26 protein-coding genes and 1 pseudogene are annotated in these 24,825 nt (G+C 36.8%); 3 read left to right on the top strand and 24 right to left on the bottom strand.

Annotated elements, in window-relative coordinates:
- Positions 1-189: 189 nt before the first annotated feature.
- From MLC44_RS09925 to MLC44_RS10005, 17 genes and pseudogenes are all read right to left on the bottom strand, one after another.
- Complete coding sequence (locus tag MLC44_RS09925; RefSeq protein WP_418640545.1) at positions 190-900, bottom strand: prepilin-type N-terminal cleavage/methylation domain-containing protein; 711 nt, start codon at positions 898-900, stop codon at positions 190-192.
- Between the two features lie 85 nt (positions 901-985).
- Positions 986-2,797, bottom strand: a pseudogene (locus tag MLC44_RS09930) (citrate/2-methylcitrate synthase).
- A 9-nt stretch (positions 2,798-2,806) separates the two neighbouring features.
- The gene (locus MLC44_RS09935) at positions 2,807-4,147 is read right to left on the bottom strand and encodes an ATP citrate lyase citrate-binding domain-containing protein (RefSeq protein ID WP_151899869.1); all 1,341 of its coding nucleotides are present in this window, start codon (positions 4,145-4,147) and stop codon (positions 2,807-2,809) included.
- Between the two features lie 87 nt (positions 4,148-4,234).
- Positions 4,235-5,428, bottom strand: coding sequence for a hypothetical protein (locus tag MLC44_RS09940; protein WP_434657156.1), 1,194 nt, complete (start codon positions 5,426-5,428; stop codon positions 4,235-4,237).
- A complete protein-coding gene (locus MLC44_RS09945) occupies positions 5,425-5,991 on the bottom strand; it encodes an anthranilate synthase component II (RefSeq protein WP_151901488.1) in 567 nt (188 codons plus the stop codon). The genes MLC44_RS09940 and MLC44_RS09945 overlap by 4 nt, the downstream gene beginning before the upstream one ends.
- Before the next feature lie 61 nt (positions 5,992-6,052).
- Positions 6,053-7,096, bottom strand: coding sequence for an AI-2E family transporter (locus MLC44_RS09950; RefSeq protein ID WP_151899867.1), 1,044 nt, complete (start codon positions 7,094-7,096; stop codon positions 6,053-6,055).
- An 11-nt stretch (positions 7,097-7,107) separates the two neighbouring features.
- A complete protein-coding gene (locus tag MLC44_RS09955) occupies positions 7,108-7,905 on the bottom strand; it encodes an ABC transporter permease (protein ID WP_418640547.1) in 798 nt (265 codons plus the stop codon).
- Positions 7,906-7,909: 4 nt separating this feature from the next.
- Positions 7,910-9,790, bottom strand: a complete 1,881-nt coding sequence (gene flgK, locus MLC44_RS09960) for a flagellar hook-associated protein FlgK (protein ID WP_151899865.1) — start codon at positions 9,788-9,790, stop codon at positions 7,910-7,912.
- Position 9,791: 1 nt separating this feature from the next.
- Complete coding sequence (locus MLC44_RS09965) at positions 9,792-10,220, bottom strand: hypothetical protein (protein WP_346389917.1); 429 nt, start codon at positions 10,218-10,220, stop codon at positions 9,792-9,794.
- A gap of 23 nt (positions 10,221-10,243) precedes the next feature.
- Positions 10,244-10,450 (bottom strand): flagellar biosynthesis anti-sigma factor FlgM, encoded by a 207-nt coding sequence (locus MLC44_RS09970; protein WP_151899863.1) that lies wholly within the window; start codon positions 10,448-10,450, stop codon positions 10,244-10,246.
- A gap of 76 nt (positions 10,451-10,526) precedes the next feature.
- Positions 10,527-10,835 (bottom strand): rod-binding protein, encoded by a 309-nt coding sequence (locus tag MLC44_RS09975; RefSeq protein WP_151899862.1) that lies wholly within the window; start codon positions 10,833-10,835, stop codon positions 10,527-10,529.
- On the bottom strand, positions 10,835-11,881 hold the full coding sequence (locus MLC44_RS09980; RefSeq protein ID WP_434657160.1) for a flagellar basal body P-ring protein FlgI: 1,047 nt from the start codon (positions 11,879-11,881) through the stop codon (positions 10,835-10,837). The genes MLC44_RS09975 and MLC44_RS09980 overlap by 1 nt, the downstream gene beginning before the upstream one ends.
- A 36-nt stretch (positions 11,882-11,917) precedes the next feature.
- Positions 11,918-12,517, bottom strand: a complete 600-nt coding sequence (gene rsmD, locus MLC44_RS09985) for a 16S rRNA (guanine(966)-N(2))-methyltransferase RsmD (protein WP_151899860.1) — start codon at positions 12,515-12,517, stop codon at positions 11,918-11,920.
- On the bottom strand, positions 12,507-12,881 hold the full coding sequence (locus MLC44_RS09990; protein WP_151899859.1) for a hypothetical protein: 375 nt from the start codon (positions 12,879-12,881) through the stop codon (positions 12,507-12,509). Before MLC44_RS09990 ends, rsmD begins: the two co-directional genes overlap by 11 nt.
- Positions 12,882-12,885: 4 nt before the next feature.
- Entirely contained in the window at positions 12,886-13,587 is a 702-nt protein-coding gene (locus tag MLC44_RS09995) for an exonuclease domain-containing protein (protein ID WP_151899858.1), read from the bottom strand.
- Positions 13,581-14,144 (bottom strand): hypothetical protein, encoded by a 564-nt coding sequence (locus MLC44_RS10000; protein WP_434580111.1) that lies wholly within the window; start codon positions 14,142-14,144, stop codon positions 13,581-13,583. Before MLC44_RS10000 ends, MLC44_RS09995 begins: the two co-directional genes overlap by 7 nt.
- Entirely contained in the window at positions 14,137-14,568 is a 432-nt protein-coding gene (locus MLC44_RS10005; RefSeq protein WP_434657163.1) for a hypothetical protein, read from the bottom strand. The genes MLC44_RS10000 and MLC44_RS10005 overlap by 8 nt, the downstream gene beginning before the upstream one ends.
- 240 nt (positions 14,569-14,808) lie before the next feature.
- Here MLC44_RS10005 and murA point away from each other — a divergent pair, with 240 nt between their 5' ends.
- Positions 14,809-16,071 carry a UDP-N-acetylglucosamine 1-carboxyvinyltransferase gene (gene murA / locus MLC44_RS10010; RefSeq protein WP_434657165.1) on the top strand — a complete coding sequence of 421 codons (1,263 nt, stop codon included), beginning with the start codon at positions 14,809-14,811 and terminating at the stop codon, positions 16,069-16,071.
- Between the two features lie 5 nt (positions 16,072-16,076).
- On the opposite strand, the gene MLC44_RS10015 is transcribed toward murA, so the two are convergent.
- The 3 genes from MLC44_RS10015 to purH all read right to left on the bottom strand — a co-directional run bounded on the left by MLC44_RS10015 (position 16,077) and on the right by purH (position 19,006).
- The gene (locus tag MLC44_RS10015) at positions 16,077-16,451 is read right to left on the bottom strand and encodes a heat shock protein transcriptional repressor HspR (protein ID WP_151899854.1); all 375 of its coding nucleotides are present in this window, start codon (positions 16,449-16,451) and stop codon (positions 16,077-16,079) included.
- A gap of 15 nt (positions 16,452-16,466) precedes the next feature.
- Positions 16,467-17,363, bottom strand: a complete 897-nt coding sequence (locus MLC44_RS10020) for a DnaJ C-terminal domain-containing protein (protein ID WP_434580117.1) — start codon at positions 17,361-17,363, stop codon at positions 16,467-16,469.
- 104 nt (positions 17,364-17,467) lie between these two features.
- Positions 17,468-19,006 carry a bifunctional phosphoribosylaminoimidazolecarboxamide formyltransferase/IMP cyclohydrolase gene (gene purH, locus MLC44_RS10025; RefSeq protein WP_151899852.1) on the bottom strand — a complete coding sequence of 513 codons (1,539 nt, stop codon included), beginning with the start codon at positions 19,004-19,006 and terminating at the stop codon, positions 17,468-17,470.
- Positions 19,007-19,096: 90 nt separating this feature from the next.
- On the opposite strand from purH, the gene MLC44_RS10030 reads away from it, so the two are divergent.
- Positions 19,097-20,074 carry a 6-phosphofructokinase gene (locus MLC44_RS10030; protein WP_434657168.1) on the top strand — a complete coding sequence of 326 codons (978 nt, stop codon included), beginning with the start codon at positions 19,097-19,099 and terminating at the stop codon, positions 20,072-20,074.
- Here the strand turns inward: MLC44_RS10030 and MLC44_RS10035 are convergent.
- The 4 genes from MLC44_RS10035 to MLC44_RS10050 form a co-directional block, all read right to left on the bottom strand.
- A complete protein-coding gene (locus tag MLC44_RS10035; RefSeq protein ID WP_151899850.1) occupies positions 20,071-20,658 on the bottom strand; it encodes a DUF302 domain-containing protein in 588 nt (195 codons plus the stop codon). The genes MLC44_RS10030 and MLC44_RS10035 overlap by 4 nt on opposite strands.
- A 76-nt stretch (positions 20,659-20,734) precedes the next feature.
- Positions 20,735-22,951, bottom strand: a complete 2,217-nt coding sequence (gene purL / locus MLC44_RS10040) for a phosphoribosylformylglycinamidine synthase subunit PurL (RefSeq protein ID WP_418640554.1) — start codon at positions 22,949-22,951, stop codon at positions 20,735-20,737.
- A gap of 62 nt (positions 22,952-23,013) precedes the next feature.
- Positions 23,014-23,538 carry a transcription elongation factor GreA gene (gene greA, locus MLC44_RS10045; RefSeq protein WP_151901487.1) on the bottom strand — a complete coding sequence of 175 codons (525 nt, stop codon included), beginning with the start codon at positions 23,536-23,538 and terminating at the stop codon, positions 23,014-23,016.
- Between the two features lie 12 nt (positions 23,539-23,550).
- Positions 23,551-23,877, bottom strand: coding sequence for a hypothetical protein (locus MLC44_RS10050; RefSeq protein ID WP_151899848.1), 327 nt, complete (start codon positions 23,875-23,877; stop codon positions 23,551-23,553).
- Positions 23,878-24,020: 143 nt separating this feature from the next.
- Here MLC44_RS10050 and MLC44_RS10055 point away from each other — a divergent pair, with 143 nt between their 5' ends.
- Positions 24,021-24,824: an HDOD domain-containing protein gene (locus MLC44_RS10055; protein ID WP_434657170.1), complete on the top strand. Its 804-nt coding sequence runs from the start codon at positions 24,021-24,023 to the stop codon at positions 24,822-24,824.
- Position 24,825 lies beyond the last annotated feature (1 nt).

Below are 24,825 nucleotides of genomic sequence, written 5' to 3' on the forward strand. Positions count from 1 at the left end.
TAGTTTTCAATGATCTCAAACATTTTTAAAAGCTTCTACTCGAAGTCTCTTCAGGCCTTTTAAATCAGGTCTCTCTGTTTGTGGATGGGAATTATAGGGGAGTATTGCTTAGAGACTGCTTAATGTTTGGTGGGTTTTTTAAAAAGTTTTTGAAGTTACTGTTTCTTAATATTTTTTTCACGTCTATAGCTATAATATGTGTGCATACCCGGTTTCCGGTTCTATTTTAATTACAATCTCATTCCTGTTGTTCGCACTCGTTTTTGGATTAATACAAACATCCAAACAAAGCTTTATATAAATTGCTGATGTCGCAATTCTATCAACAGCAGAATTTAAAGCAACCATAGAAGTTGAACTTGTATTCCCTCTGTATGGTCTGCCTATATGATCAAACAAAATTCTTCTTGCTCCTGAACCTGTGCTTCCTCCTGTCACTGTAATAGCAGCAATACCATATTTCTTGCCTATGTCCAACTCTTTTGAAAGATGTTTTGTTTCAGAATTGTCAAAATTATTATTTGCAACACCAATCAAATACTTACCTTTTTTTAGCGGATTTTGTGCTACTTCCACATCAGTATATGTATTGTTCGCGCTTGGATTACCATCATACGCTCCACCAATTTTAGCAGGAGAATCCGAAAATATCATGTAAGAGTTTGTTCCGGCAGCCGTGGAAAATGCCAATTGCCACTTTTGCCTAAACCAGTATGGCTCATTCGCATCAAACTTGTCATCAATAATTGCCAAATGCTGCGTATACCTTATATGGGAAACCAATTGTATAGCTGCTTCCTGTAAAGGATTGGTCTTGGTATGCGGAATTATAACTGCTGCCAATATACCAATTACAACCACCACAAAAACAATTTCTAAAAGAGTAAAAGCTTTTTTCATGAGTGTAGTATATCAAAATAGAATAAAAAAGGGGAAAGGAATGAAGATAAGACAAAGAGTAACCTCTTTGTCTCATGCAGAATAATTAAATTTTTTCTGCTTTTTTTACATCGTAAAGAATATCATCCATCGGATGTCTGTACATTGGCATAGCAAGACGTTTTTCATCAAGAACATGCCCGATAAAACCTATTGAACGGCCGACGATAAAGAATGAATTGAGAGTACCTGATTCGATAAATTCATTGATTTCTTCTTCAGAGTATCCCAGTGCTCTCCACATATCAACCATTAAGATACCTATAGTACCATCAACATTTAAGATAAGGTTCTCTTTTTTTGATGTTGTTAACGCTTCAACAGTTTTTGCATAATCCAGCAGTGGAGTACTTGGAAAATGTTCTGCTGCGTAATTCATAAGACCCGTAACACGAAGATCCGGATTTTTAAGAGATTTAATACGGTGACCGATACCTGGAATTGGTACGCCTTCACTTTTCATATATGCTAAAAACTCTTTTGGAGAAAGATTGTTATCATCAGCATATTTAAAATATTTTGCCGCACCGTCAATTGCACCACCAAATCTCGGACCAATTGTCAATAAACCGGTTACAAGTGATTCAACAACTGATTTACCTGCACGTGCTGTTACTTTTGCATTATGCGCACCAGAAACCGCAGGACCGTGGTCTGCTACTGTTTTTATAACAGTTTCTATAAAATCTGTCGCCCATTTGGATACTGTTTTTTAAACCATAAAAGTGAAATAACATCACCGATACCTTTACCTGTATCCGGAGTCGCAACAGATGAAATAGGAAAGCCTGCATATGTAGCCTCTTCCCCTCTGTCATCAGAAATAGTACAGATAAAGTTTTTAGAACGACGCATTTTAGGAATAACATTGATTTCAGGTTCTTCAATTTCCCCAATAATGCCTTTTGTTTTTAAATCATCATAAACTTCCATGATAGTTGCCGGTAAATCGTTAAATGTAGCCGGTACATGTATACCAGCTTCAGCCATCGCTTTGTTTTTAGCTTCAGCAGTTTCACGCTCAGCATTTGCTGAAGCACCAGCATGACCAAACTGAACACCGGAATCATAATACTTAGCAATAGTACCGATACACCATGCAATAATTGGCTTAGTAATTTTTCCGGATTTTACTGCTTCGATTACTTTATACTCTTCCGTACCACCGACTTCACCAGTAAAATCATATATTTTACATCCGGGTTTTCTTGCATACGCAATAAATTGTCAATAAAAACTGATCCTACGAATCTGTCACCACCGATAGCAACACCTCAGCAATACCGTCAGCATTAATTGCAATAATATTTGAAAGTTCGTTAAAAAGTCCACCAGAGCGTGTCACAAGTCCACATGAACCTGCACGGTGCAATTTTGAGTTGATAATATTTTCAATAGTACCACCGATATTGGCAATTTTAAATGCACCCGGAACAATAGCACCAACAGTTGCAGGTCCTATAACAGTTACATTGAGTTCTCTTGCATAGGCATTCATGCCACGGGCAAGTCTTTCCGGAATTCCCTCAGCTGTGATCATGATTGTTTTAAAGCCGCCAAGGTTTAAGGCTTCCATAGTTACATCATAAGCCGTTCTGAATGATGCAAAGTTTAAAAGTACATCAGCTTGTGGCTGAGCAGCTTTTGCTTCTGCTGTACTTTTGTAAATAGGGACCATAATCTCATCCGCACCCCAAAAAAACTTTTCAAATTTGTTTGAACTCGTAGGTGCAACGATTGCCGCCACAGATGGTGTTTCTCTTTTGATTGTGTAATCATAGTCAAGCATTCTCTGGATAGCAGTTTTGTTGTTATTCCAAAAAATTGCTTGTGTATCTCTAGTAAATAATTTTCCCATCTTTTCTCCTTACTTCTCTTCTAATGCCATACGCACGATGTCTGTTACATGTGTTTCCGGACCATATACTTCAATGTTTAAACCTAATCTGTCAGCAGCTTCTTTGATGTCTTTTAAACCTTTTTCATAGTTTGGACCACCACGTCTGACATAAATTTTTATACCTACATCTTTCATTTTATCGGCGTAATTTTCAAAAGCCTGAATAATACCTGTAAATGTTTTTGCAACATCTGTAAAGTTTGCAATCGCTCCACCAATGATTAAGATTTTATCACGCCCTTGAGGATCTTTTTCTCTTGTCATTAAATCAAGAAGTGTTTCAGCATAAAATTTTGTTTCACCCGTAGTTGGACCACCTGAGTATTCACCATAGTTCGCTAAATCTTCAATACCTGCAAAATCAGCAATAGTATCAGCGTATACAACTGAAGCACCACCACCGGCAACCATAGTCCATATTCTGGCTTCAGGCTTCAGTAATGTAAGCTTGAGTGAAGCACCTGTTTTTGCATCTGCTTCCTCGATTGCTTCAACTTCCGGAGATTTTGCTTCCATACCAAATGCAGTTGGATACTCAACATCACCCCACTCTTCTACCATCATAAATCCGGCAGTATCATCCAGTTTTGCAACCATGTCTAAAAGCTCAATTTTTGTTCCTTGCATAACAAATGGATTAATTTCAAGGTATGCAAAATTTAGTTCACGATACGCTTTAAAGAAACCGATTGCAAATTTTGCAAAATTTTCTTTATCTTCTTCTTTTACGTCTGCAGGAATATTTGCTTTTATTTTCTCGGCGATCTCTTCTTCTGTAGCAGTAATCGGGAATGCAACTTCGGTAACTTTTTCATCCCATCCCTCTTCAACTTCCATACCGCCTTCAGCTGACATGTAGAGAACATCTTCATCTCCTACCACAGTTGCCGAAATATAATACTCTTCAGACTGATCATGCGGAGTAAACGGCTCAACAATAAAGTGAGTCAATCTGTCTACTTTTGGCTCACCTGTCGGAGTATCTCCCTCAAATGAAAAATAGACTGCCACATCTTCTTTCGCTTTTTCGTCAATCCATGCTGCAGCTTTTTCTAAAGTAACATCACCCGGTTTTTGATCTTTAAAAAGCACCAAGTTGTTTTTACCACGTTTACCAAACAGCATATCCGGTTTTACAACTAATGGTTTTTCTTTTAACCATGGTTTTTCTTTTGCAGCTTCAAGCAGTTCCGCACCTGATGTTACCAGAACCGTCTCGTATGCATAAGTGAAATCTGGAAAGTATTTATTCCAATGTTTTGCTAAAATTGACTTCGCGTCATATTCTCGTATCGCTTTTTGAGCCATAGAAACTCCCTATTTTGATATTTGTGGATTATTCTAGCATAAAGTATCCAACAAATATCTTTGGTTTATATTAAGCATTAAATAGATTTATTTATTGTTTATTTTAGTAACATTAGCCTTATACAGTATTTTATTTTTGTAACGTATAGTAACATCGCTCTTAATATTTGAATGAGGTTTTAATTCTTGTAAAACATTTTCATCACATTTATCAATAAAATAAAATTTTAATCTTTTCTGCATATCCTGGTTGGTTTTCACACACAATATATTCATTGCTTTTAACTCGGTTGCAAGTTTTTTGGCAATATGCATTTTATATGCAAAATGTTTTTTTGGATTGTCTAAAAGTAAATACAGTTCTTTGTTAAACATTACAATTAGAGTATTAAAAATTAAAAATACAAAGGCCAACACAAATATTGCTCTGTATCTTTTCCTGAAGTTTGTCAGTCTCACCCTGTATGAATGTGCAAAAGTTTTCGCCGCCAAGGGCAGCGCTAAAATCAGATAAGGTGCAAATAACTCAAGTTCGACACGTTGTCTAAATGACAGGAGTAAAGAAAACAATAAAGCAGTTGATGCTATATACCATATTTTGTCATTCTCGTCATTAAGGTAACCACGATACAGCGTATAAAAAATATATATAAATATAACAGGGGTAAAAATAGCACTGTAAACTCCGATTGTGTCTAAAAAATGACCACTTGGTACACCCGATATATTTAAACCGTAGATATAAACAGATAAACCTGCAAGAAAAAGATTGTATAAAAACAATATTTTATTTTTTTGAAATAAATAAAATATTGCAAGTCCTGCAAACAGATAAACAAAACCCGCATCTAGCAGTGCATACAAAAACAACAGAACATTCAAGTAATAATCATTCAGTTTTTGACTCAGATATATGTACAGAAACAGTCCAAAAATAATCAAACCGGCATGACTGACAACAAGAGCAGCACTGACAACTCCAGGCAAAAGTACAAATACTGTTACTAGCCATAACCTGTTTCTCTCTAATGCCAAGTATTTTGCAGAAATCGCATATAAAAGCCATGCACTTAAAAGATGTAAAAGTATCATCACAAACCGTAATGCAAAATCATTTTGTCCAAATATTTTTAATGAGAGTTTCACTAATTGCTGCAAGAAGGAAGCATCTCCGTACAAAAGTGATGCTTCAGAGGGAGAGATGGAAATTTGCGTAGTTTGAAAAATAAGAATAGATGCATCCAATCCAAGTATCAGGAATAAGATGATTCGATATTTCATAATTTTAGAAAATTTCCAATAATTTCATGTCCGTATTCGCTCATTATAGATTCAGGATGAAACTGCACGCCGTAAATATCTTTATCTTTTATTTTTAGTGCCATTATTTCATCATCATCCATACTGAAGGCTGTCGGTTCGATACTCTCCGGTATACTCTTTTTATCGACTATCAGAGAATGATAACGTGTTGCCGTAAATTCATCCGGCAGAGTGTCAAAGAGTTTACATGTAGAGTGTTTAATCTTTGATGTTTTACCGTGCATCATATTTTTGGCACGCACGATATCTGCACCAAAAGCCTGTGCAATACTCTGGTGCCCTAAGCATATACCAAGAATCGGCAATTTGTCCTGAAAATAATTTATCACTTCCAAGGTTACACCTGCCTCATCAGGAGAAGCCGGTCCGGGAGAAATTATAATTTTTTCCGGATGAAGATTTTCTATCTCTTGCACACTCATCTCATCATTGCGTATAATTTTTAAATCCGCTCCAAGTTCCCTGCAATACTGAACAATATTGTATGTAAAACTGTCATAATTATCTATCATTAATATCAAAATTTTTCCTACTGAGTAATCTATATATTTTTTTGTAGTATAGCTATATTGCTCTTGTATTTTACTTATTAGTTTCTTCATTCAATGCAATATTGTCACCTGTTCCAAGCAGGACGCCTATCCATTGTGTATTTTGATTGGCATCAAAAATAATCTTTGCCATTATTGTTAAAGGAATTGACAAAAGCATGCCTACTATGCCCAAAAGCCATCCCCAGAACATGAGTGAAAGAAAAACTATCAGGGTGGACAGTCCTAAACCTTTTCCCATAATTTTAGGTTCAAGAATAGAGCCTATGACTATATTTATCACAGTGTACAACACCATGACTACCAAAGCGCTCATGCCTCCCAGCTGCACTAAAGTAATTAAAACTGCAGGAATGGCTGCAATTATTGAACCTATATTTGGGATAAAGTTTAACATAAAAGCCAATACTCCCCATAAAAAGGCATAATCTGTACCTAAAAAATAGAGACTCATCCATATGATGGCACCGGTAAACAATGAGATGAGTGCTTTGAGTACCATATAGTTTTTTATTTTAGAAAAAATTCTTTCTATATGAGCCATTGTCTCTTGATGTCCGTCAGCCAGTTCCACTTTTTTTACAAAATATTGTGATTCAAGCAGCATAAATATCACTGTTAAAATAATGATAAAACCATTTGTAAACATAGCACCCATACTTTGAATAATACTTGTTGCGAATTTCATCGCCTGTTTCATATTTATCAGGTTTGCTATATCCTCAGTTGAAATTTCTATACCGAAAGAAGCGGTATAGTGTGAAATAAGCTGATAATATTGCGCAAGTTTTTGTGCATATGTATCAATATTGGCACTAAAATCATGCACTGAATTACCCACAAGTTTTGCAATCAGCGCCAAAAACAGAATAAAGACTGTTATTACCAAAGTAACAGACACAATATCCGGTATCGACTTTGACTTAAAATAATTATACAAAGGAGAGAGGATAATTGCAATAAACAAAGAGAGTAAAAACGGAATAATAATGACTGATGCACTTTTTATGCCTGCCAGGACAATCACCACACTTGCCATAACGATAAAATAATAGCCTATTTTATGCTCTTTCATACGTTTTCCCTTTAGCTTTGAATCTCTTGCTGATTTGTAATCTGCTGTAAATAGTTTGAAATATTAATAAGTGAAAAAGTGACTAAAAAAATCATTAAACCTGGGAAAAAACTCACCCACCAGGCAATGTCAATAACATCTTTTCCTCCACTTAAAATTGTCCCCCAGCTCATCTGAGGTGCGACAATTCCCAATCCTAAAAAACTCAATCCTGACTCTGCCAAAATAGCACCGCCCACGCCGAAAGTAAAACTTACAAAATAGATCGGAGCCAAAACAGGGGCATAATATTTTAAAAGAATTTTTAATGTATTTACCTTTGCGATCTTGAGTATTTTAATATAAGGCTGGGAAGTAATTTTAAAACTCTCAGAGCGTATCAGCCTGGCGGTTGTCATCCACCCTGTAATTGATATAATAACAATCAGAACCAAAGCAGAGGCATTGACATAACTGACCAATGCAAGCAGTAAAAAAAATGTCGGAAATGTCAAAAAAAGATCGACTGTAATGACAAAGATCCTGTCCACGCTTCCTTTGAAATATCCGGCCATCGAACCCAGAATCAGTCCAATAAAAGAAGCGACAAAAGCACTCCCTGCCCCAATAACAAGAGAAACTTCTCCTCCGGCAATAAGGCGAGCCAATATATCCCTTCCCAGCCTGTCCGTGCCTAAAGGGTGCATCAAGGAAGGCGCCAACAAAATTGCTTTTGCATCTAAAGCATAGGGGCTGGCATGGTATAGTTGTGATCCGAAAAACGAAAACAGGAAAATAAAGATGAGTATAAATATACTGAATTTAGGCATAAAGCTATTGTTTAATGCCTAAAAGTGTCTGCATCATTTGATCAACAGTAGTAATCACTTTTGCGGCAGCACCGTAAGAAGTCTGATACTTGATGAGATTTGTCATCTCTTCATCAATACTTACTTTTGTAATAGAATTATATTCCATCTCTGTCGCATTAAATTGCGTAGAAACAGTTTCATTCCTTGTTATGGCTGAATTTGTTGAGATGCCTACATAGGTACTGGTAATATCAAACATCCCGTATGTTGTCGTATCATACTGCTCATTTCCTACCTGAAATTTATAGGATTCAAACTGTTGCTGAACCATATCAAGAGCGACTCTGTTATCACCTGCATTGGATGAATAGCCAGCATGTAATTGTGTCGGATTATTCCTGTATTGTGTATTGAGACGAATATCTCTTGCATTAGTCCCCTCAAAAAAGGAACCAAGCCCTATAGCACCTGCAAAATTTGTTCCTGATGCAAATGTATTATCAGGTAAGTTGTCAACAACGGCAAATGTATAGCCTTGCGAATTGGCAGCTGTATTCATGCTGAGTTCAAGTTTTATATCACCATTCGCATTTGGTGCATAATTAAAAATCATATAATCATCAACATCATTATTGGCATTTGCATCACTGTTGTCATCTTTATTTGCGATGATTTGCCCCTCAATTGAGTTGGAACCACTGATACCTGACATAGAAGTTGCAGCATCAATGTTTATCGTCCTTTTTGCCACCTCATTGCCATCTATATCATACACTGTCACATCAAAAGAACCGGGATTAATATTTAAAGAGGAAGTTACCAAAGGAGTTGCCGGATTAATATTAATGTTATTTGACTCCATTCGGGATCTGGCACTTTTTGCATACAGGTTGTTTGTTGATTCTATGAGGCCCTTGGCAAAAGCATCAAGATCTGAAACAACATTTTGCAATACACCATCTGTCGGCATACCACTTGTTGTATCAACAGCCCGACCTCTCAGATTGAAAATTGCTCCTATCTTTCCATTGGTTATCTCTTCTTCCATAGGAATAAGTGTACCGTCCTGTCGTTCATAGGAGAGTTCATAAAATCCATACGGATTATTCCCTTTTTCAATAGTGAGCGGATGATATGTACTGCCGTCAACAAGATTAAAACCGTTAACACTAAGTGTATAACTTCCGGTTCTTGTATTTGAATTGGAATCTATCTGAATATTTGATTCCAACTGTCCTTGATTTACTTCAGCGCCTATCAATCTGGATAAACTTCTTTCTATAACATTTCTTTTATCCCGTAAATCATTTGCAGTGTATCCTCCACCCGCTTCAGCAACATCAATGGACTTGTTAAGATCTGCCAACTGCTGAGCCAGACTGTTTACCTCAGTAATATTAACATCAAGCTGGTCATTTACCTGCATTTGTAAATTTAAAACCTGGTTTTGTGTTTGGGTTATATGCTGTGTCAGTGTTTCGGTCTGTTTTGCCAATGCAATTTTTATGGAATCATTATTTGGATTATCAGCAAAAGTCTGCCACATATTATAGTATTCGGCCAGGTCCGCTTTAATTCCGACACCATCTATTTCAGGAAAATATGTTGAGAGTTCTTCAAGTGTTTGTCTTTCAAAATCACTGTATTCTTTATCTGCAGAAACACTGCTGTATCTGTCAAACACAAAATTGTCAAATACTCTTTTGATATCCTGGATTTCAACGCCATTTCCAACATTTCCTGCACTCGTAATCAAAGGATTTGCAGCTGAAGTGATCACTCTTTGACGGGTATATCCTTCATTTTCCGCATTTGCTATATTGTTTCCTGTTGTATTTATTCCGACTTGTGCTGCGCTTAATCCGCTGTATCCGATGCTGAGTGTATTAAAAATTGAAGCCATTTTAAACCCTTACTTCCAATATTGTAGAGTCTTTGGATGCAACCTTGTTGTACCCCTGCATTTCAGTCGGTACTAATCTTTCCAGGAAGGTATTGTATAAATTACTCACGACAACTACTAACTTTGCATACTGTTTATTCACTGTTCTGAGTTCTGACAAGCTTTGTTTTAATTCATCCAATAGTTGATGCTGTGTTTCATCTAATAATTGGGGAAGTTCAACATCCGGATGGGATGTAATTAACGCAGAAATTTCGTAATCTATCATTGCTTTTTTTGCTTCAAAGCTTTTTAGTTTTTCTTCTTTTATGGAGAGTCTTTCAAACTGATGGTCATGTTGCGCTTTTTGGATATCTTTGATATCTGATTTTGTTATTGAAATTAAATCTTTTAAATCCTGTAAAGCGCTCTGCAAATGATGACTCAACATGCCATTCTCCTGTTAGTTTATTTCTAAAGTAACTCATCTGCCATTTTTTTAGATAATGCAGACAAATCTACTTTGTATTGTCCTGAGTCTATAGACTCTTTGAGTTGTTCGACTTTGCTGCTCTTGTTTTCCACAGCAGTTACTGAAGTATTCTCTTTTTTTTGTGTGTTTGAAAGTGTATTGTTCACATAGGCACTCCCCAACACTGAATTATTTACTTTTGAAATCATAATTCATCCTTTATATAATAAGTTTGTTTTATTGCTATTGTTATATCGGCAATAACCAGAACTTATTAAGTTGATTTTATGAATTCTTTTGAGATAAATAATCATAAAGCATTTGCGAAAATCCGAAACTTCCGGCACTTGCTTTAGAAAGCTCATCTCTGTACATTGATTTATATATTTTATCTCCCGGATCATTTTGTGATGAAAAAAGATTCTTATCATCTTTCATCGCATTATCCATCAGCATTTTTACTATAACGGCTTCAAAAGCATCTGTCTGTTCTCTCAGAGCCTTATCCTGCGCCTTTTCGTCAATCCTGGGTATTGCTTTATTCGCTGTAGCCATTTGTGCCTGGGCATTGACAGCATTCATTGAGTAACTCATCATATCACCTTCAATTCTGCAGATATACTCCCTGCACTTTTCATCGCTTCAAGTATAGATATAATATCTTTTGGTGAAGCTCCGAGTTTTTGCAAAGATCTTACAAGATTTGCCACTGTTGTTGTTCCCTCTTTGGTATAGACTTCATTCTCGTTTAAACCGATAACCAGATTATTATCAATACTCATTGAACCTGCAGGCTTTGAAATCTTTTTCTGTTCAACAATCTTTATCGTAATATCTCCGTGTGTTAAAACTACCGGTTTGAGTTCTATATTTACTCCAGCAACAATTGTTCCTGTTCTTTCATTTATTATGATTTTATCTTTTGGATGATAATCCATGTCGATCTCCTGAACCTCAGCCAAAAACTCTATCATAGAACGATTTTGTGGACATTTCAGTTTTATACTTCTTGAGTCCATGGCTATTGCTAACTGTGTATGATAATAATCATTAATTGCCTTTTGAATTCCAACAGCATTCCTGAATCCTGATTCTTTAAGAGATAATGTTGCATATTTTTGATGAAACAGATCAATATTGATTTCTCTTTCAATTATCCCTCCGTTAAAAACAATTCCTGTAGTAGGGTGTGACGCATTTCCTGCACCTCTTGTGTTCAGTCCGCCTATACTGATGGCTCCTTGTGCCAAAGCATAAATTTTTCCGTCAACCCCTTTTAAAGGTGTCATCAGAAGTGTTCCCCCTTCTAAAGATTTTGAGTCTCCTATAGAAGAAACGGTCACATCCATTTTATCACCCTGTCTGGCAAAAGGTTTCATAGTAGCAGTTACCACAACAGCAGCAACATTTTTCGACATAATGTCAATTGGATCCATGTTTATATTCATTGCACGAAGCATATTGGAGATAGACTGAAGAGTAAACCTTGAGGTAGTCCCGTCTCCGGTTTTTTTCAATCCGACAACAAGGGAATAGCCTATAACCTGATTGTCTCTTACTCCTACAATATTTGACACATCCGATATCTTTGTAGCATAAAGAGTAGAGAAAAAAAGTATAAACAGTAAAATAAATTTCATTAGCAATCCTTACATGTAAAGATAAACCAGCAAATTTTATTCCATATTATTGTTTGTAAGATATGTTAACGTAGTATTCCCAAATTTTTTTGATTTTTTCACCTTGTATATGCCTAAGAATTCAGGAATCTTCAGACCGCTCATATGTTCTACAATAATCATCTTTACATGTAAGGCAGGCAGTTTTTCTATAAGTTTCATAGTTTTTTCATAAATCTCTTCCATACCCTCACGGATGCTGAACGGAGGGTCAATGTAGAAGAATGCATCTTCATTCGATTTTTTCAGTCTTGAGAGAACTAACTCAATATTTTCAAAACTGTCTCCGGCAAAGACTTCACAGGCAGACGGGTCTGTCTGTGAAATATTTTTTTGAAGTGTTTTTAATGCTTCTTTATCTTTTTCCATAAAGTATATTTTTTTTGCACCACGGCTGAGTGCTTCAAGACCTATTGATCCACTCCCTGAAAAAACTTCAACAAAGTTTGCATCAACTATATCAAACTGTAAAGTATTAAAAAAAGATTCCAAAACTATAGACTTGGAACTTCGTGTAGTGACTTTTGACGGGAGCAAAAGTTTTTTTCCCTTATATTTTCCTGCAATAATCTTCTTGCTCAGTTGTTTACTTTTCATAAAATGCTTTCACCGCTCTTAGAATATTTTCCTGATACTCTTTTGTTAACAACTCAATTCTTTTTTCCAATACTTCAAAGTTCATTCTCTCACTTGTGTTCTCATCTTCAGGCTGAGTATTTGTACTCTCAGGATAGAGTTCATTATATTTTTTTTCCAAGGCCAAAATAAGCTGTGACTTTGAAAAAGGTTTCAATAAGTCTGCTCCTTCTTTCGTTGAAATATAAAAACATCGGCTCTCATTCAAACACTCTTCATCACGAATGATTATGTCACTTTTTTTTGATGAACTTAAATACTTTGCCAAAAAAAGTTCTAATGACTTTTGCAAAAGCGGAGACTGGCATTCAACAGCTACTTTCATAAAACTATCCTCTCAAATAATACTCAAGCGAGTACTTTAAATCTTCATCCAAATCTTCCAGACACAACATCCAGTTCACATAATTAATATCATGTTGGACTATCTCTTCTATATATTTTCCCATATATTTTCCAAAGGGAAATTTTTCTAAAAGCACTTTTTGAAAACTTAATTCTTTCATCTTTTCTACTGTTGCATACTCAAGCAGATATTCAAACAATAATTTTGTTACAAATACATCATTGAGTGCATTATTGGAGCATAAAGCATCTTTAATTCCATACTGCTGTTTAAGCGCATTCTCTTGTCTGTACAGCTTGAGTTCATAGCGTAAAAACTGCAATGAAAACTGTTCGCACTCTTTGATAAGATGTTTTGTGACTTTTAATGTATCTATTACAGCTCCTTGCCATTGCAGACCCGAAACAGCAAATTTTTCCAAAACGAATTGTACATTATGTGCAATTAAAGTATTTTCAAAAGTATTGTTTTTTTGTAATATTTCATATACTTGCGTCATTTTAAAAAGCTTTTTATCTTTGATCATTTCATTTGTAATATGATGAATACTTGAAGCTGACGGCGGTATCTTTTTTCCTTCGTTTATAAGTTCGTAAAATACCTTTTCATCTTTTAATAATGCAACGGAGCACACAACATCGCCTGCTTCAATCCCTGTAGTCTGAACATCTGTAAAAATCAACATTTTTTTACCTGAACTTTTTTACATTTTACACTGAGTACAATGAAAGAAAAAAAACCGGCAATTAGTATAAATATATGCAGCACATACATATTAAACCATGTAAACACGCTCTCATATGAGCTAAAAAGCTTCATAACAATCACTGCCACAATCATTTCTCCTGCAACTGTCCATATCATCAGCATAAACCATTTTCGCCATACTTTCAACAAATCACCATATCCAATCTCATCTATAATTTCTCCTGTTTCTTCATTCGTCTCTTCTTTGGGACAACCTAACAGGACAAACACATACCCTTTTATGCATTTATTAAAAATATATTTCAGACTTCTAAATAAAACAATCAAAAGCGCAAAATTCCATGACACCATAAACCAGAATTTAAATATAGTCAAAAGTGCCCTTGTTATTTCATTGTCTAATGTACCTGTTGTTCCCTGGCTTATATATATTACCAGTGTTATAAAAGCAGCAATAAAAAAAGTCAGCAACGCTGTATACAATGTCAGTTTTACCGCCCACTGCAACCATATAAAAAAATAAAATCTACTCATTCTCCTGCCCGAATCTATTTAGCATATCATGATAATGTTCAAGTGTCATAAAACTTTTTTCAAACCTGTAGCGAATGACAAATTCCACTACCTTCTCTTTTAGTTCAGTGGCAACATTCTCAACTCTTCCAAAATAGGCCAAAGAGATATTTTTACTTTTTTGTATTGCGTTTTTGTCATAATGAATTGCTAAAATCTGTAAATATTTTCCTTTTTTAATTGTACCAAGATCCTCCTCATTTAGCGATACACCCGAAAGGTTCACAGCTTTAAAATGAAATAAATCTTCAAATTTTGCTACTTTTTTGTCTATACCCAACTCCCCAAACAGCTTTTGTAATATTTTTAAATTTTGCTTTCTCGCCGTCTCATAACTGGAAATTTTATTTGTTAAATGTTTCAATCTGTCTAATGCGGAACTCATGTGTAAATCCTTTAAAAAATTAAGTATATCAAAAATAAACTGTTTATATAATCATATTAATCAGGGCATCTCTAAAAACCCTGATATACCTCAAAACCAAAAAGAGAAGCTACTCGTAGCTCCTGCATAGTTTTGCCTTGCATTAGCACTTTTGCTATAATGTTGAGATATATCAGGGTTTTTAGAGGTGCCCTTAGATATAATGCCAATTATAAAATTTATGAAAATACAAAGAGACCTATGGATTATTTAAAAATAAAAAACAGTGCTTCACTCGAAGGTACTATAAATATCTCAGGTGCAAAGAATGCATCTCTACCTCTTATTGCTATGTGCATACTGGCCAAAAACAGTGTACATATGAAAAATTTACCACAGGTTGTAGATATAAAAACGCTTTTAAAACTCCTGTCAAATCTTGGTGCAACCTGTGAATTTTCGCAAGACAGTGTTATCGTCAATACATTTGATCTACACGAAACAAAAGCCACCTATGATATAGTAAAAACCATGCGTGCTTCTATTTTGGTTTTAGGACCGATTTTAGCACGTTTTGGGCATTGTGAAGTCTCTTTACCCGGAGGATGTGCAATTGGACAGCGTCCAATTGATCTGCATCTTAAAGCCTTGGAACAGATGGGTGCAAAAATAGCTATTAAAGCAGGATACATCGAAGCAAGAACGCCAAATGGCTTGCACGGATGTGAAATAATTTTTGACAAAGTCACCGTTACAGGTACTGCAAATATTGTTATGGCCGCCGCTCTTGCCAAGGGGGTAACAACGATTACAAATGCAGCCAGAGAACCTGAAGTTGTCCAATTATGCGAAGTACTCAATGCCAGCGGCGTGAAAATCAACGGTATAGGCACAGCAATACTCGAAATACACGGTACAGACGGACAACTGCTCAATATCAATGAGTTTTCTATCATTCCGGACAGGATAGAAGCCGGAACATACCTTTGTGCGGGGGCCATTACAAAATCGCAACTCACATTGACGAATGTTGAACCGAAACATTTGGGCGCAGTTATATCCAAACTCGAAGAGATGGGCAGTACTTTTACCCTCACAGACACCACAATTACAATTCACCCTGCCGCGCATATCAAACCTGTTAAAATTGTCACACAGGAATATCCCGCATTTCCAACAGACATGCAGGCACAGTTTTTGGCACTTGCAACACAGGCAGACGGTGTTTCAATTATAGAAGAACGACTTTTTGAAAACAGATTTATGCATGTCAGTGAATTACAGCGTATGGGTGCAGATATAACATTAAACGGTCATATTGCAACAGTGAGTGGAAAAAGCAACCTGTGTGGGACTGATGTCATGGCAACGGATTTACGTGCATCAAGCGCATTGGTTCTCGCTGCACTTGTTGCAACCGGAGAAACACATGTACACCGCATCTACCACCTGGATCGTGGATATGACTCACTTGAGAAAAAACTTTACCAAGTCGGTGCCAATATACAAAGACTCAAAGAGTAGATCTTCTACTCTTTAAAAACTATCATCTCATATAAACTCTTTTTCGTGACAAGTGACTTTTCCGGAGCAACAGAATGTGCATTTTTGACTACTTCAACTTCGTGACGAAGTTCTGCTATCTCTTTTTCCATTGCATCTATTGTTTCTTTCAAATTAAGAATAATATCCACACCTGCAAGGTTCACACCCAGTTCACGTGTCAATCGCAAAATTAATTTAATTTTATCTATATCCCGTTGCGAGTAGAGTCGTATTCGTCCGTCAGAACGAGATGGATTTATTAAGTTTTCCCTCTCATACTGTCGTAGAGTTTGAGGGTGTATATCTAATATTTTTGCAACAATGCTTATTAAATAGACTGGTTCATCATAATGGTGCATAGCAATACCCTCCTTTTATACTGTCTTTGGTAATTTTTCTTTCATAATTTTTACTAATTCAGGATCCAGATCTTCAACTTTTGGCAATACAATATTTGCTTTTAGATACAAATCACCTCTTTGTTTCGTTTTACGATTCATAGCCCCCATGCCTTTGACACGAAAGCGCTGTCCGTTTTTCGTATTTTGCGGTATTTTAAGTTTAATCTCTTTTTCCAGAGTCTGTACAGATATTTTGTCACCAAAAAGTGCCGCATACAAAGGCACATCAATAGTTTTGACTAAATCATCTCCCTCTCTCTCATACTCCGGACTCGGTGCTACATGTATGCGCAAAAAGAGGTCTCCGACTCTGCCGTTTTGTGCATGGCCTTTGCCTTTGACGCGCATTCTCTCACCGTCTTTTACACCGGCAGGAATTTTGATGTCAAAACGCTCGCCGTTTACAGAAACAGAATGAGATCCTCCTAAGATTGCTACGGCAAACGGGATGGTTACATTTGCTTCTATATCAAGGTTCGGTTCTTGATAGCGTTGCCCTCCGCCAAATCCGGAACTGCTGAAGCCAGAGGCTCCGCCTCCTGCACCGCTAAAACCTCCAAATCCGCCGCCACCTGAAAACATCTGACGCAGTATTTCATCAAGGTCTACATTTCCACCCTGACTTTGAGAAAAATCATGGAAATTCTGACCACCGAACATCGCATCACCGTACTGATCATACTGTGCTTTTTTTTCTTTGTCACTCAGCACTTCATAGGCTGCATTTATTTCTTTAAATTTTTCTTCCGCACTCGGATCCTTATTAACATCCGGATGGTATTTGCGGGCTAACTTTCTGTAGGCTTTTTTGATTTCTGATTCACTTGCATTTGGAGATACTTCCAATGTTTCGTATAATGATTTGCTCATATTTATTCCTTCTAACTTATTTAATTATTCATAGATTCTCATTAGTGGAATTATATCATATTACTTGAGTGCATGTCAATCAAGGTAAAGAAACCTTGATAGATTTAATGTAAGAAGTGGCGGATACCTGAAAAGTAGAGACTCATACCAAATTCATCGGCTGCAGCTATTATTTCTTCGTCGCGAATAGAGCCTCCTGGTTCTATAATATTTTTGACCCCTGCTGCCGCGGCTGCATCTATAGAGTCACGAAACGGAAAGAATGCTTCGCTGGCAAGGGCTGCGCCTGTTACGTCAAGCCCCATATCTTTTGCTTTTTTAAGCGCACACTGTGCAGCATCTACACGGCTGGTCATTCCCATACCGACAGCAACCATTGCGGAATTTTTCACATAAACGACACAGTTTGATTTTGTCAGGGATGCTACCTTATAGGCAATTTCAAGATCTTTCATCTCTTCAGGTGTTGCTGCATTTTTACTCATAAGTTTTGCATTTTTCACTTCATCATCCTGCACCTTGTCCGCATCCTGGAAAATAAATCCGCCGTCAATGTGTTTAAAGTCTTTTTTATCATTCGCCAATATTAAGTTATCCGCACCCATCTCAAAAAGTTTAATTCTTTTCTTTGCTGCAAATACTTCCTGTGCTTCTTCGGTAATACGTCCTGCTATAATCACTTCAATAAATATTTCATTCATTTTTTCTGCCAATGCTTTGTCAACTGTGCCATTAACGGCAACCACACCGCCAAAAGCAGATACAGGGTCACATTTGAGTGCTTCTGTATATGCTTCAAGTAATGTATCTTTAATTGCAAAGCCACAGGGATTACCGTGTTTTGAGATACAAACAGCATTTTCATTCCCAAAGGCAGCTGCAATTTTAACCGCACCGTTTAAATCATTTAGGTTGTTAAAACTTGCTTCGCCTTTGAGTGTCTTAAAATTATTTGAAAAATGTTTGTCAAATTCATAGAGGGCACCTTTTTGATGAGGATTTTCACCATAACGAGTGTTCATTACTTTATTGCCTACAATAAACTGTTTTTCGCCGAAACCTTCGTTGAAACGTTCATTCATGTAGTTTGCAATCATTGAATCATAGGCTGCAGTATGTTCATACGCCTTAATCATAAAACCGCGGCGAAACTCTTTTGTATTTTTTTCATTCTCAATCGCATCAATAACGATGTCATAATCTTGTACATTTGTTACAATTAGAACAGCATCAAAGTTTTTTGCAGCCGAGCGAACCATTGCCGGACCGCCGATGTCAATATTTTCTATAATTTCATCAAAATCATCCGTTTTTTCTATTGTTTCCTTAAACGGATAAAGGTTGACACATACCAGATCAATCGCTTCAACCCCAAGCTCTTTTGCCTGGTCCAAATGTGACTGTTTGTCACGACGATGCAAAATCCCACCGTGAACAAAAGGATTTAAAGTTTTCACACGCCCTTCAAAACATTCGGGAAACTTTGTTATCTCATCAATTTCAATAGCATCCACCCCATTTTCTTTCAACAACCTGTATGTTCCGCCGGTAGAAATTATCTCATACTCATTTTTTACCAATGATTTACAAAAATCTACAACACCGTTTTTGTCACTTACACTTACTAATGCTCTTTTTTTCATTTGACGCCTTGATTTAAAATATTACTGCTATTTTATCCAAATAGAGTTTAGAAGATGGTAAACTTAAAAAAACAATTTAAGGAAGCTATAATGAAGCAAAATATTGCCATACTCTGTTCTGGCGGAGATGTCTCCGGCATGAATCCGGCATTGAAAAGATTTGTTGAATACAGTTTACAAAATAATTTAACGCCCTACTTCGTGTATGACGGATACGAAGGACTGATTGACAACAATATTCAAAAAGCGAGTTATTGTGATGTTTCGGGCATTATTAACCGTGGAGGCACTAAAATAGGAAGTGCCAGAAGCAAAAGATTTATGCAGGCGAAGTATAGAAACATAGCAAAACAAAACCTTGATGCATTACATGTAACAATGCTTATTGTGCTTGGGGGAGATGGTTCTTTTCGTGGTTTACATCAGTTTTACAAAGAGCATAACATAAAGTTTTGCGGTATTCCCTCTACTATTGATAATGATATTTCAGGCACAGACTACTGTTTGGGAGTAGATACGGCACTCAATATGATAAAATTCTCAATAGACTCCATCAGAGATACGGCATCTTCTTTCAAAAGGGCTTTCATTATTGAGACCATGGGAAACAAATGCGGTTACCTTGCACTTGTATCTCATTTGACATCCGGTTCTGAGCTTTGTTTAATTCCTGAAACAGCCTATAATTTAAACGCGTATGAGCAAAAATTCAAACAAGAGATACAAAACGGACGAAGATATTTTATTGCTATTGTAGCAGAGGGGATAAATGAGGATTCTGAAGAGATAGCACGATGGTTTGAAGAAAAAATCGGCATTGAATCAAGAGTAAATGTACTTGGTCACCTGCAGCGCGGAGGAAATCCGACAGTAAAAGACAGACTTATGGCATATAAATTTATTACGTATGCGATAGATGCTTTGCTGGGTAATAAAAACGAAACTATTGTTTGTTATACAAAAGAGGGGTTCAGGTATAAAGAGATTGATGCGGTTGTGAATACACCCTATCAGTTAGATGAAGAGCTTATAAAATTTATAAACTCTCCAGAAGCAACAGGTGACTAGAAATCACCTTGTGCAGCACGAGCAGGAATTCCTTCCATTGCGTCTTTTACTTTTAAAGCAGCTTCCAGCATTTTTGGAGGTAACGGGTATCCGCCATGAATTGCAAGAGTCATATCCATACTGATTAAGAAAGCGTCTCCATTACCATAACGAACATACATAATTCTACATGGCATAAAACCACCATAATAACGTGAATAATTCAAGAATATTTTTGCAGTCGTAAGGTTACACAAAGACCAGATTCTTGCTTCTGCCACTTCATTTGGTTTTGCATCCTCTTTTGTATACATCTTAACATAGCCTGTAAGTCTCATGTTATACTCTTCAGTAAGTGCAGCTATTGACTCTTTTACATCATCACCGCTCACACCTTCTTCAACCTTCCACTCTTTCATCATTGCACGTGCAGGGTCACCGTATTTTGCAACTTTTGTAAACATTTCATCATACGCATCCATAGCTTTGTCGTCAAGTTTGTGTTGACTCGTAACTGCCACCCAGCCCATATGCATTGTAGAACATCCTGTTGCAAAAAATGCAACACTCAGTGCAATTATTGCAGTAATTATGTTTTTTCTCATTTATCTTTTCCTTTGTGATATTTTCGTGATTATTATATACCTAAACGGATTAAAGTTTTATAAGATTTTGCTATTACTATAAATCTTGTTCAACTATTTTTCTAAAAGTAGTAAAATAATTCTCTTTGAGGCTTTTTATACTCATATTTACATCATTTATTCGTACAGTATCTCCGCCGACTGTTCCAATTTTTTCAACAGACATTGATTCATCAAGCATCGCTTCAAAAGCTTCACAGTTTTCAGACTTTACTTCAATAATGGCTCGACTCATACTTTCTGCAAAGATATCCCGATCATCAGCAACACTCATATCTACATCGCAGCCAAGTCCGCTTGTGGCTGCCATTTTCGCTAATGCTATTGCAACACCGCCGCTGCTTGCATCTTTTGCGCACTCCAGCAAATGCTTTTTGTTTGCTTCTATAACCAAATCCCAAAGAGCAAGCTCTTTCTTGTAGTCAATTTCAGGTATAACTCCGGCAACAGTGCCGTAAAGCTCTTTCATATATAAAGAACCGCCGAATTCTGATTTGCTTTCGCCTATCAGATAAAGCGCATTTCCCTCAGATTGAAAACTTGACATTAACACATTGTTTTCATCATCATTCACACCTACGGTTGCAATAGAAGGCGTTGGAAAAACAGAAACACCGTTTGTTTCATTATAAAGAGAAACATTTCCGCCAATGACCGGAGTTGTCAGCTCTGCACATGCTTCTTTTATACCCAAACAGCCTTGGCCAAACTGCCACATAACTTCAGGGTTTTCCGGATTTCCGTAATTAAGACAGTCGGTAATTGCCAACGGTCTTGCTCCGCTCATGGCAACATTACGCCCGGATTCAACAACCGCTGCCGCTGCTCCCATTTTCGGATCTATATAACAATAACGCACATTACAGTCAGCTGACATTGCCAAAGCTTTTTTATTCTCTTTTACGCGGATGACGGAAGCATCAAGCATGCCTCCGTTTTTAACAGTATTTGTCTGTACCATAGAATCATATTGTGTGTAAATCCATGATTTATCAACTACTTCCATAGATTTTGTCAGTTTTTCAAACGCTTCCTGATTTGACACTCTGTCAAAATCATCAATACTTACTTTGTGAATATCATCAAGGTAAGCAGGTTTTTTCATAGGACGGTTCAGTTCCGGAGCTTCTTCACTAACAGGGTCAACAGGAACCTCAGCACATTTTTCTCCATGCCAAAAAAGCTCCATTTTTCCGGTATCTGTTACCTCGCCTATAACTGCAGCATCCAGATCCCATTTTTCAAAAATATCGATAATAGCCTGTTCTGAACCTTTTTTGGCACACAAAAGCATACGCTCTTGCGATTCACTGAGCATAAAATCATAAGGAGTCATATTTTCTTCGCGCGCAGGAACCTTGTCAAGGTGCATAATCATTCCCGAACCTGAACGTCCCGCCATCTCAAAAGAAGAAGATGTAAGTCCGGCAGCTCCCATATCCTGGATTCCGATGACATGATCCGTTTTAAAAAGCTCCAGACATGCTTCCAAAAGCAGTTTTTCGGTAAAAGGATCCCCTACCTGAACCGTCGGACGCAAAGATTTGCTCTCTTCGGTAAAACTGTCCGAACTCATAACAGCTCCGCCAAGACCGTCACGACCTGTTTTAGCACCTACATAAAGGACTGGATTTCCTGTCCCCTCTGCCTTGCCGTAAAATATTTCGTCACTTTTTGCAATTCCCAGAGTAAAAGCATTGACAAGAATATTTCCGTTGTAACACTCATCAAAACTGGTTTCACCGCCGATGGTCGGAACACCCATACAGTTGCCGTAACCGCCGATTCCCTCAGTGACACCGCGCACCAAATAACGCTGATGCTTGGAAATATCATCTTTGTTCAAAATATTGCCAAAACGCAGTGCATTCAAGTTTGCCACAGGACGGGCACCCATTGTAAAAACATCACGCATAATTCCGCCGACACCGGTTGCCGCGCCCTGATAGGGTTCTATAAAACTCGGATGATTATGTGACTCCATCTTAAAAACTGCCGCATATCCATCACCAATATCAATAACACCGGCATTTTCACCAGGTCCCTGAATAACCCATGGTGCTTTTGTAGGAAACCCTTTTAAATGGACTTTGGAAGACTTATACGAACAGTGTTCACTCCACATGGCTGAAAATATACCTAATTCAACCAAATTCGGTTCACGTCCTAAGATCTCTTTAATATGTATATAGTCTTCTTGCGAAAGCTTATGGTTGGCTAACTGTTCATCAATGTTTTGTAATTGTTGGCTCACGGGGGTTTCCTAAAAATTGGTTTTTAAAAATGAATTATATCCAAGCAATGGTAAAAGTTGTTTTAATGAAAAGAAAAATCACTTTTTGTGCGAATATTCTTTTTCAGAGAAAAGATATTTTTATACTCTATTTTTTCAATTTCATACTCTTTTATCTGATTTGGCAACCTGACTTTGACCTCGTCGCCTGCACTTTTGCCAAGCAATGCTTTTGCTATAGGAGAATGAACGGATATCAGTCCGTTTTCCGGTTCGCTCTCAAGCACACCGCATAAAGTATACACCTCTTCTTTATCGGTTTCAAGATCAACCAATGTAACGGTACTTCCAAAAGAAATACGTTCATGTACATGTAAAGAGGGATCAATGATTTGTGAATTTTGAATCATTTTGTTGAGATAAAAAAGCCTTTTGTCAATAAAACGCAATTTCTCTTTTGCCGCCTGATAGTCAGCATTTTCACTTCGGTCACCAAGTGCGGCAGCTACAAGTTTTTCATGTGCCACCTTGGGTTTTTCAACTTCGAGCAGATATTTAAACTCTTCTGTAAGTTTGTCATACCCTTCGATACTCATAGGTTCTTTCATCAACTGTTGTTCCTAATGCTCGTACCCTATAATATAATATGTTTCTTTATTTGGTAATTTGTCTGTTTTTACCTTGAATTTTCTGCTGAAATGCTCTATCTTTTCATGTGCTTCCTGTGCTAACTCAGGAGTAGGTGACTCTACTTTTATTTTAAAGTAATCTTTTGTATTGGATAAAGCGACATAGGCATTATTTACTTTGAGATGATCATTTAAATCCAAAATATGCTTCTCTATTTTTTCATATCCCGGAGTATTTTTTTGAATTCTTTTAAGTTGCTGCACCAAAGCTTCATTTGGTACATATCGCAGTTGCGTCAACATTGCATCATTTTGCATATCTGTTCCTTCTAAAATTTTTATGAAAAATAATAACAGTTTTTTGTAAACAAGCATCAAGAAAAATGGTTACTTCAGTATGTATTTAGCTATTGAGACTATAATTACACTACAAAGACTATATTTAACAAGAGAGAAATTAAATGACTGAAGATATATTAAAAAAAATCAAGCAACTCCCGCCACTTCCGGAATCTGCTCTTCAAATAGAGAAAGTTTACAAAGATCCGAACTCTACATTTAATGATATGGCAAAAATTTTAGAAAAAGACCCTCTTTTGACAGCCGATATCCTTAAAGCGGCAAATTCACCGCTTTACGGTTTTTCCAGAGAAATAAATGCTATCAGTCAGGCAGTCGGTCTCTTTGGTATGGGTACTGTTCGCGGATTTGCATTAGCTTCAATCGTGAAAAAAAGCTTTGATCTTGATTTGTCGCCCTACGGCATTACAAACGAAATGTTCTCTGAACTCTCAAAAAAACAGCATGCGCTTACTACGGCCTGGTGTCTAAAAAGAGAAAACAGGCTTATGGGTATTTTATCCCCTGCTGCCTTTTTGGTAGAAATCGGAAAAGTACTTATTGCACAGCAGATTATAGCGGACAAAAAAGAAGCAGAGTTCAAAGCAGTTATGCAGGAGTTACAGGATGTTGAAGCTGCCGAAAAAGAGATTGTAGGTGTAGATACACCTGAAGTCAGTGCTACAATATTTGCACAATGGAAATTTGAAGAGGGACTTGTTGATGTTATACGCAACTGTCAAAATCCCGATGCAGCCAAAGAAGAAGATAAAAAAGCTGCACAGATTCTTCATGTAGTACGTATCACTGTTCCTATAAACGGTGTAATCACAAACGAGAGCATTCAAGCTGCAAAAGAGTTAATAGAAAAATACGGACTTGATATGAAGAGTTTCGATCAAGCCCTGGAACATATAAAGAGTTAAA

The organism is Sulfurimonas sp. NW9, assembly GCF_051132275.1.
GTDB classification, from domain to species: domain Bacteria; phylum Campylobacterota; class Campylobacteria; order Campylobacterales; family Sulfurimonadaceae; genus Sulfurimonas; species Sulfurimonas hydrogeniphila.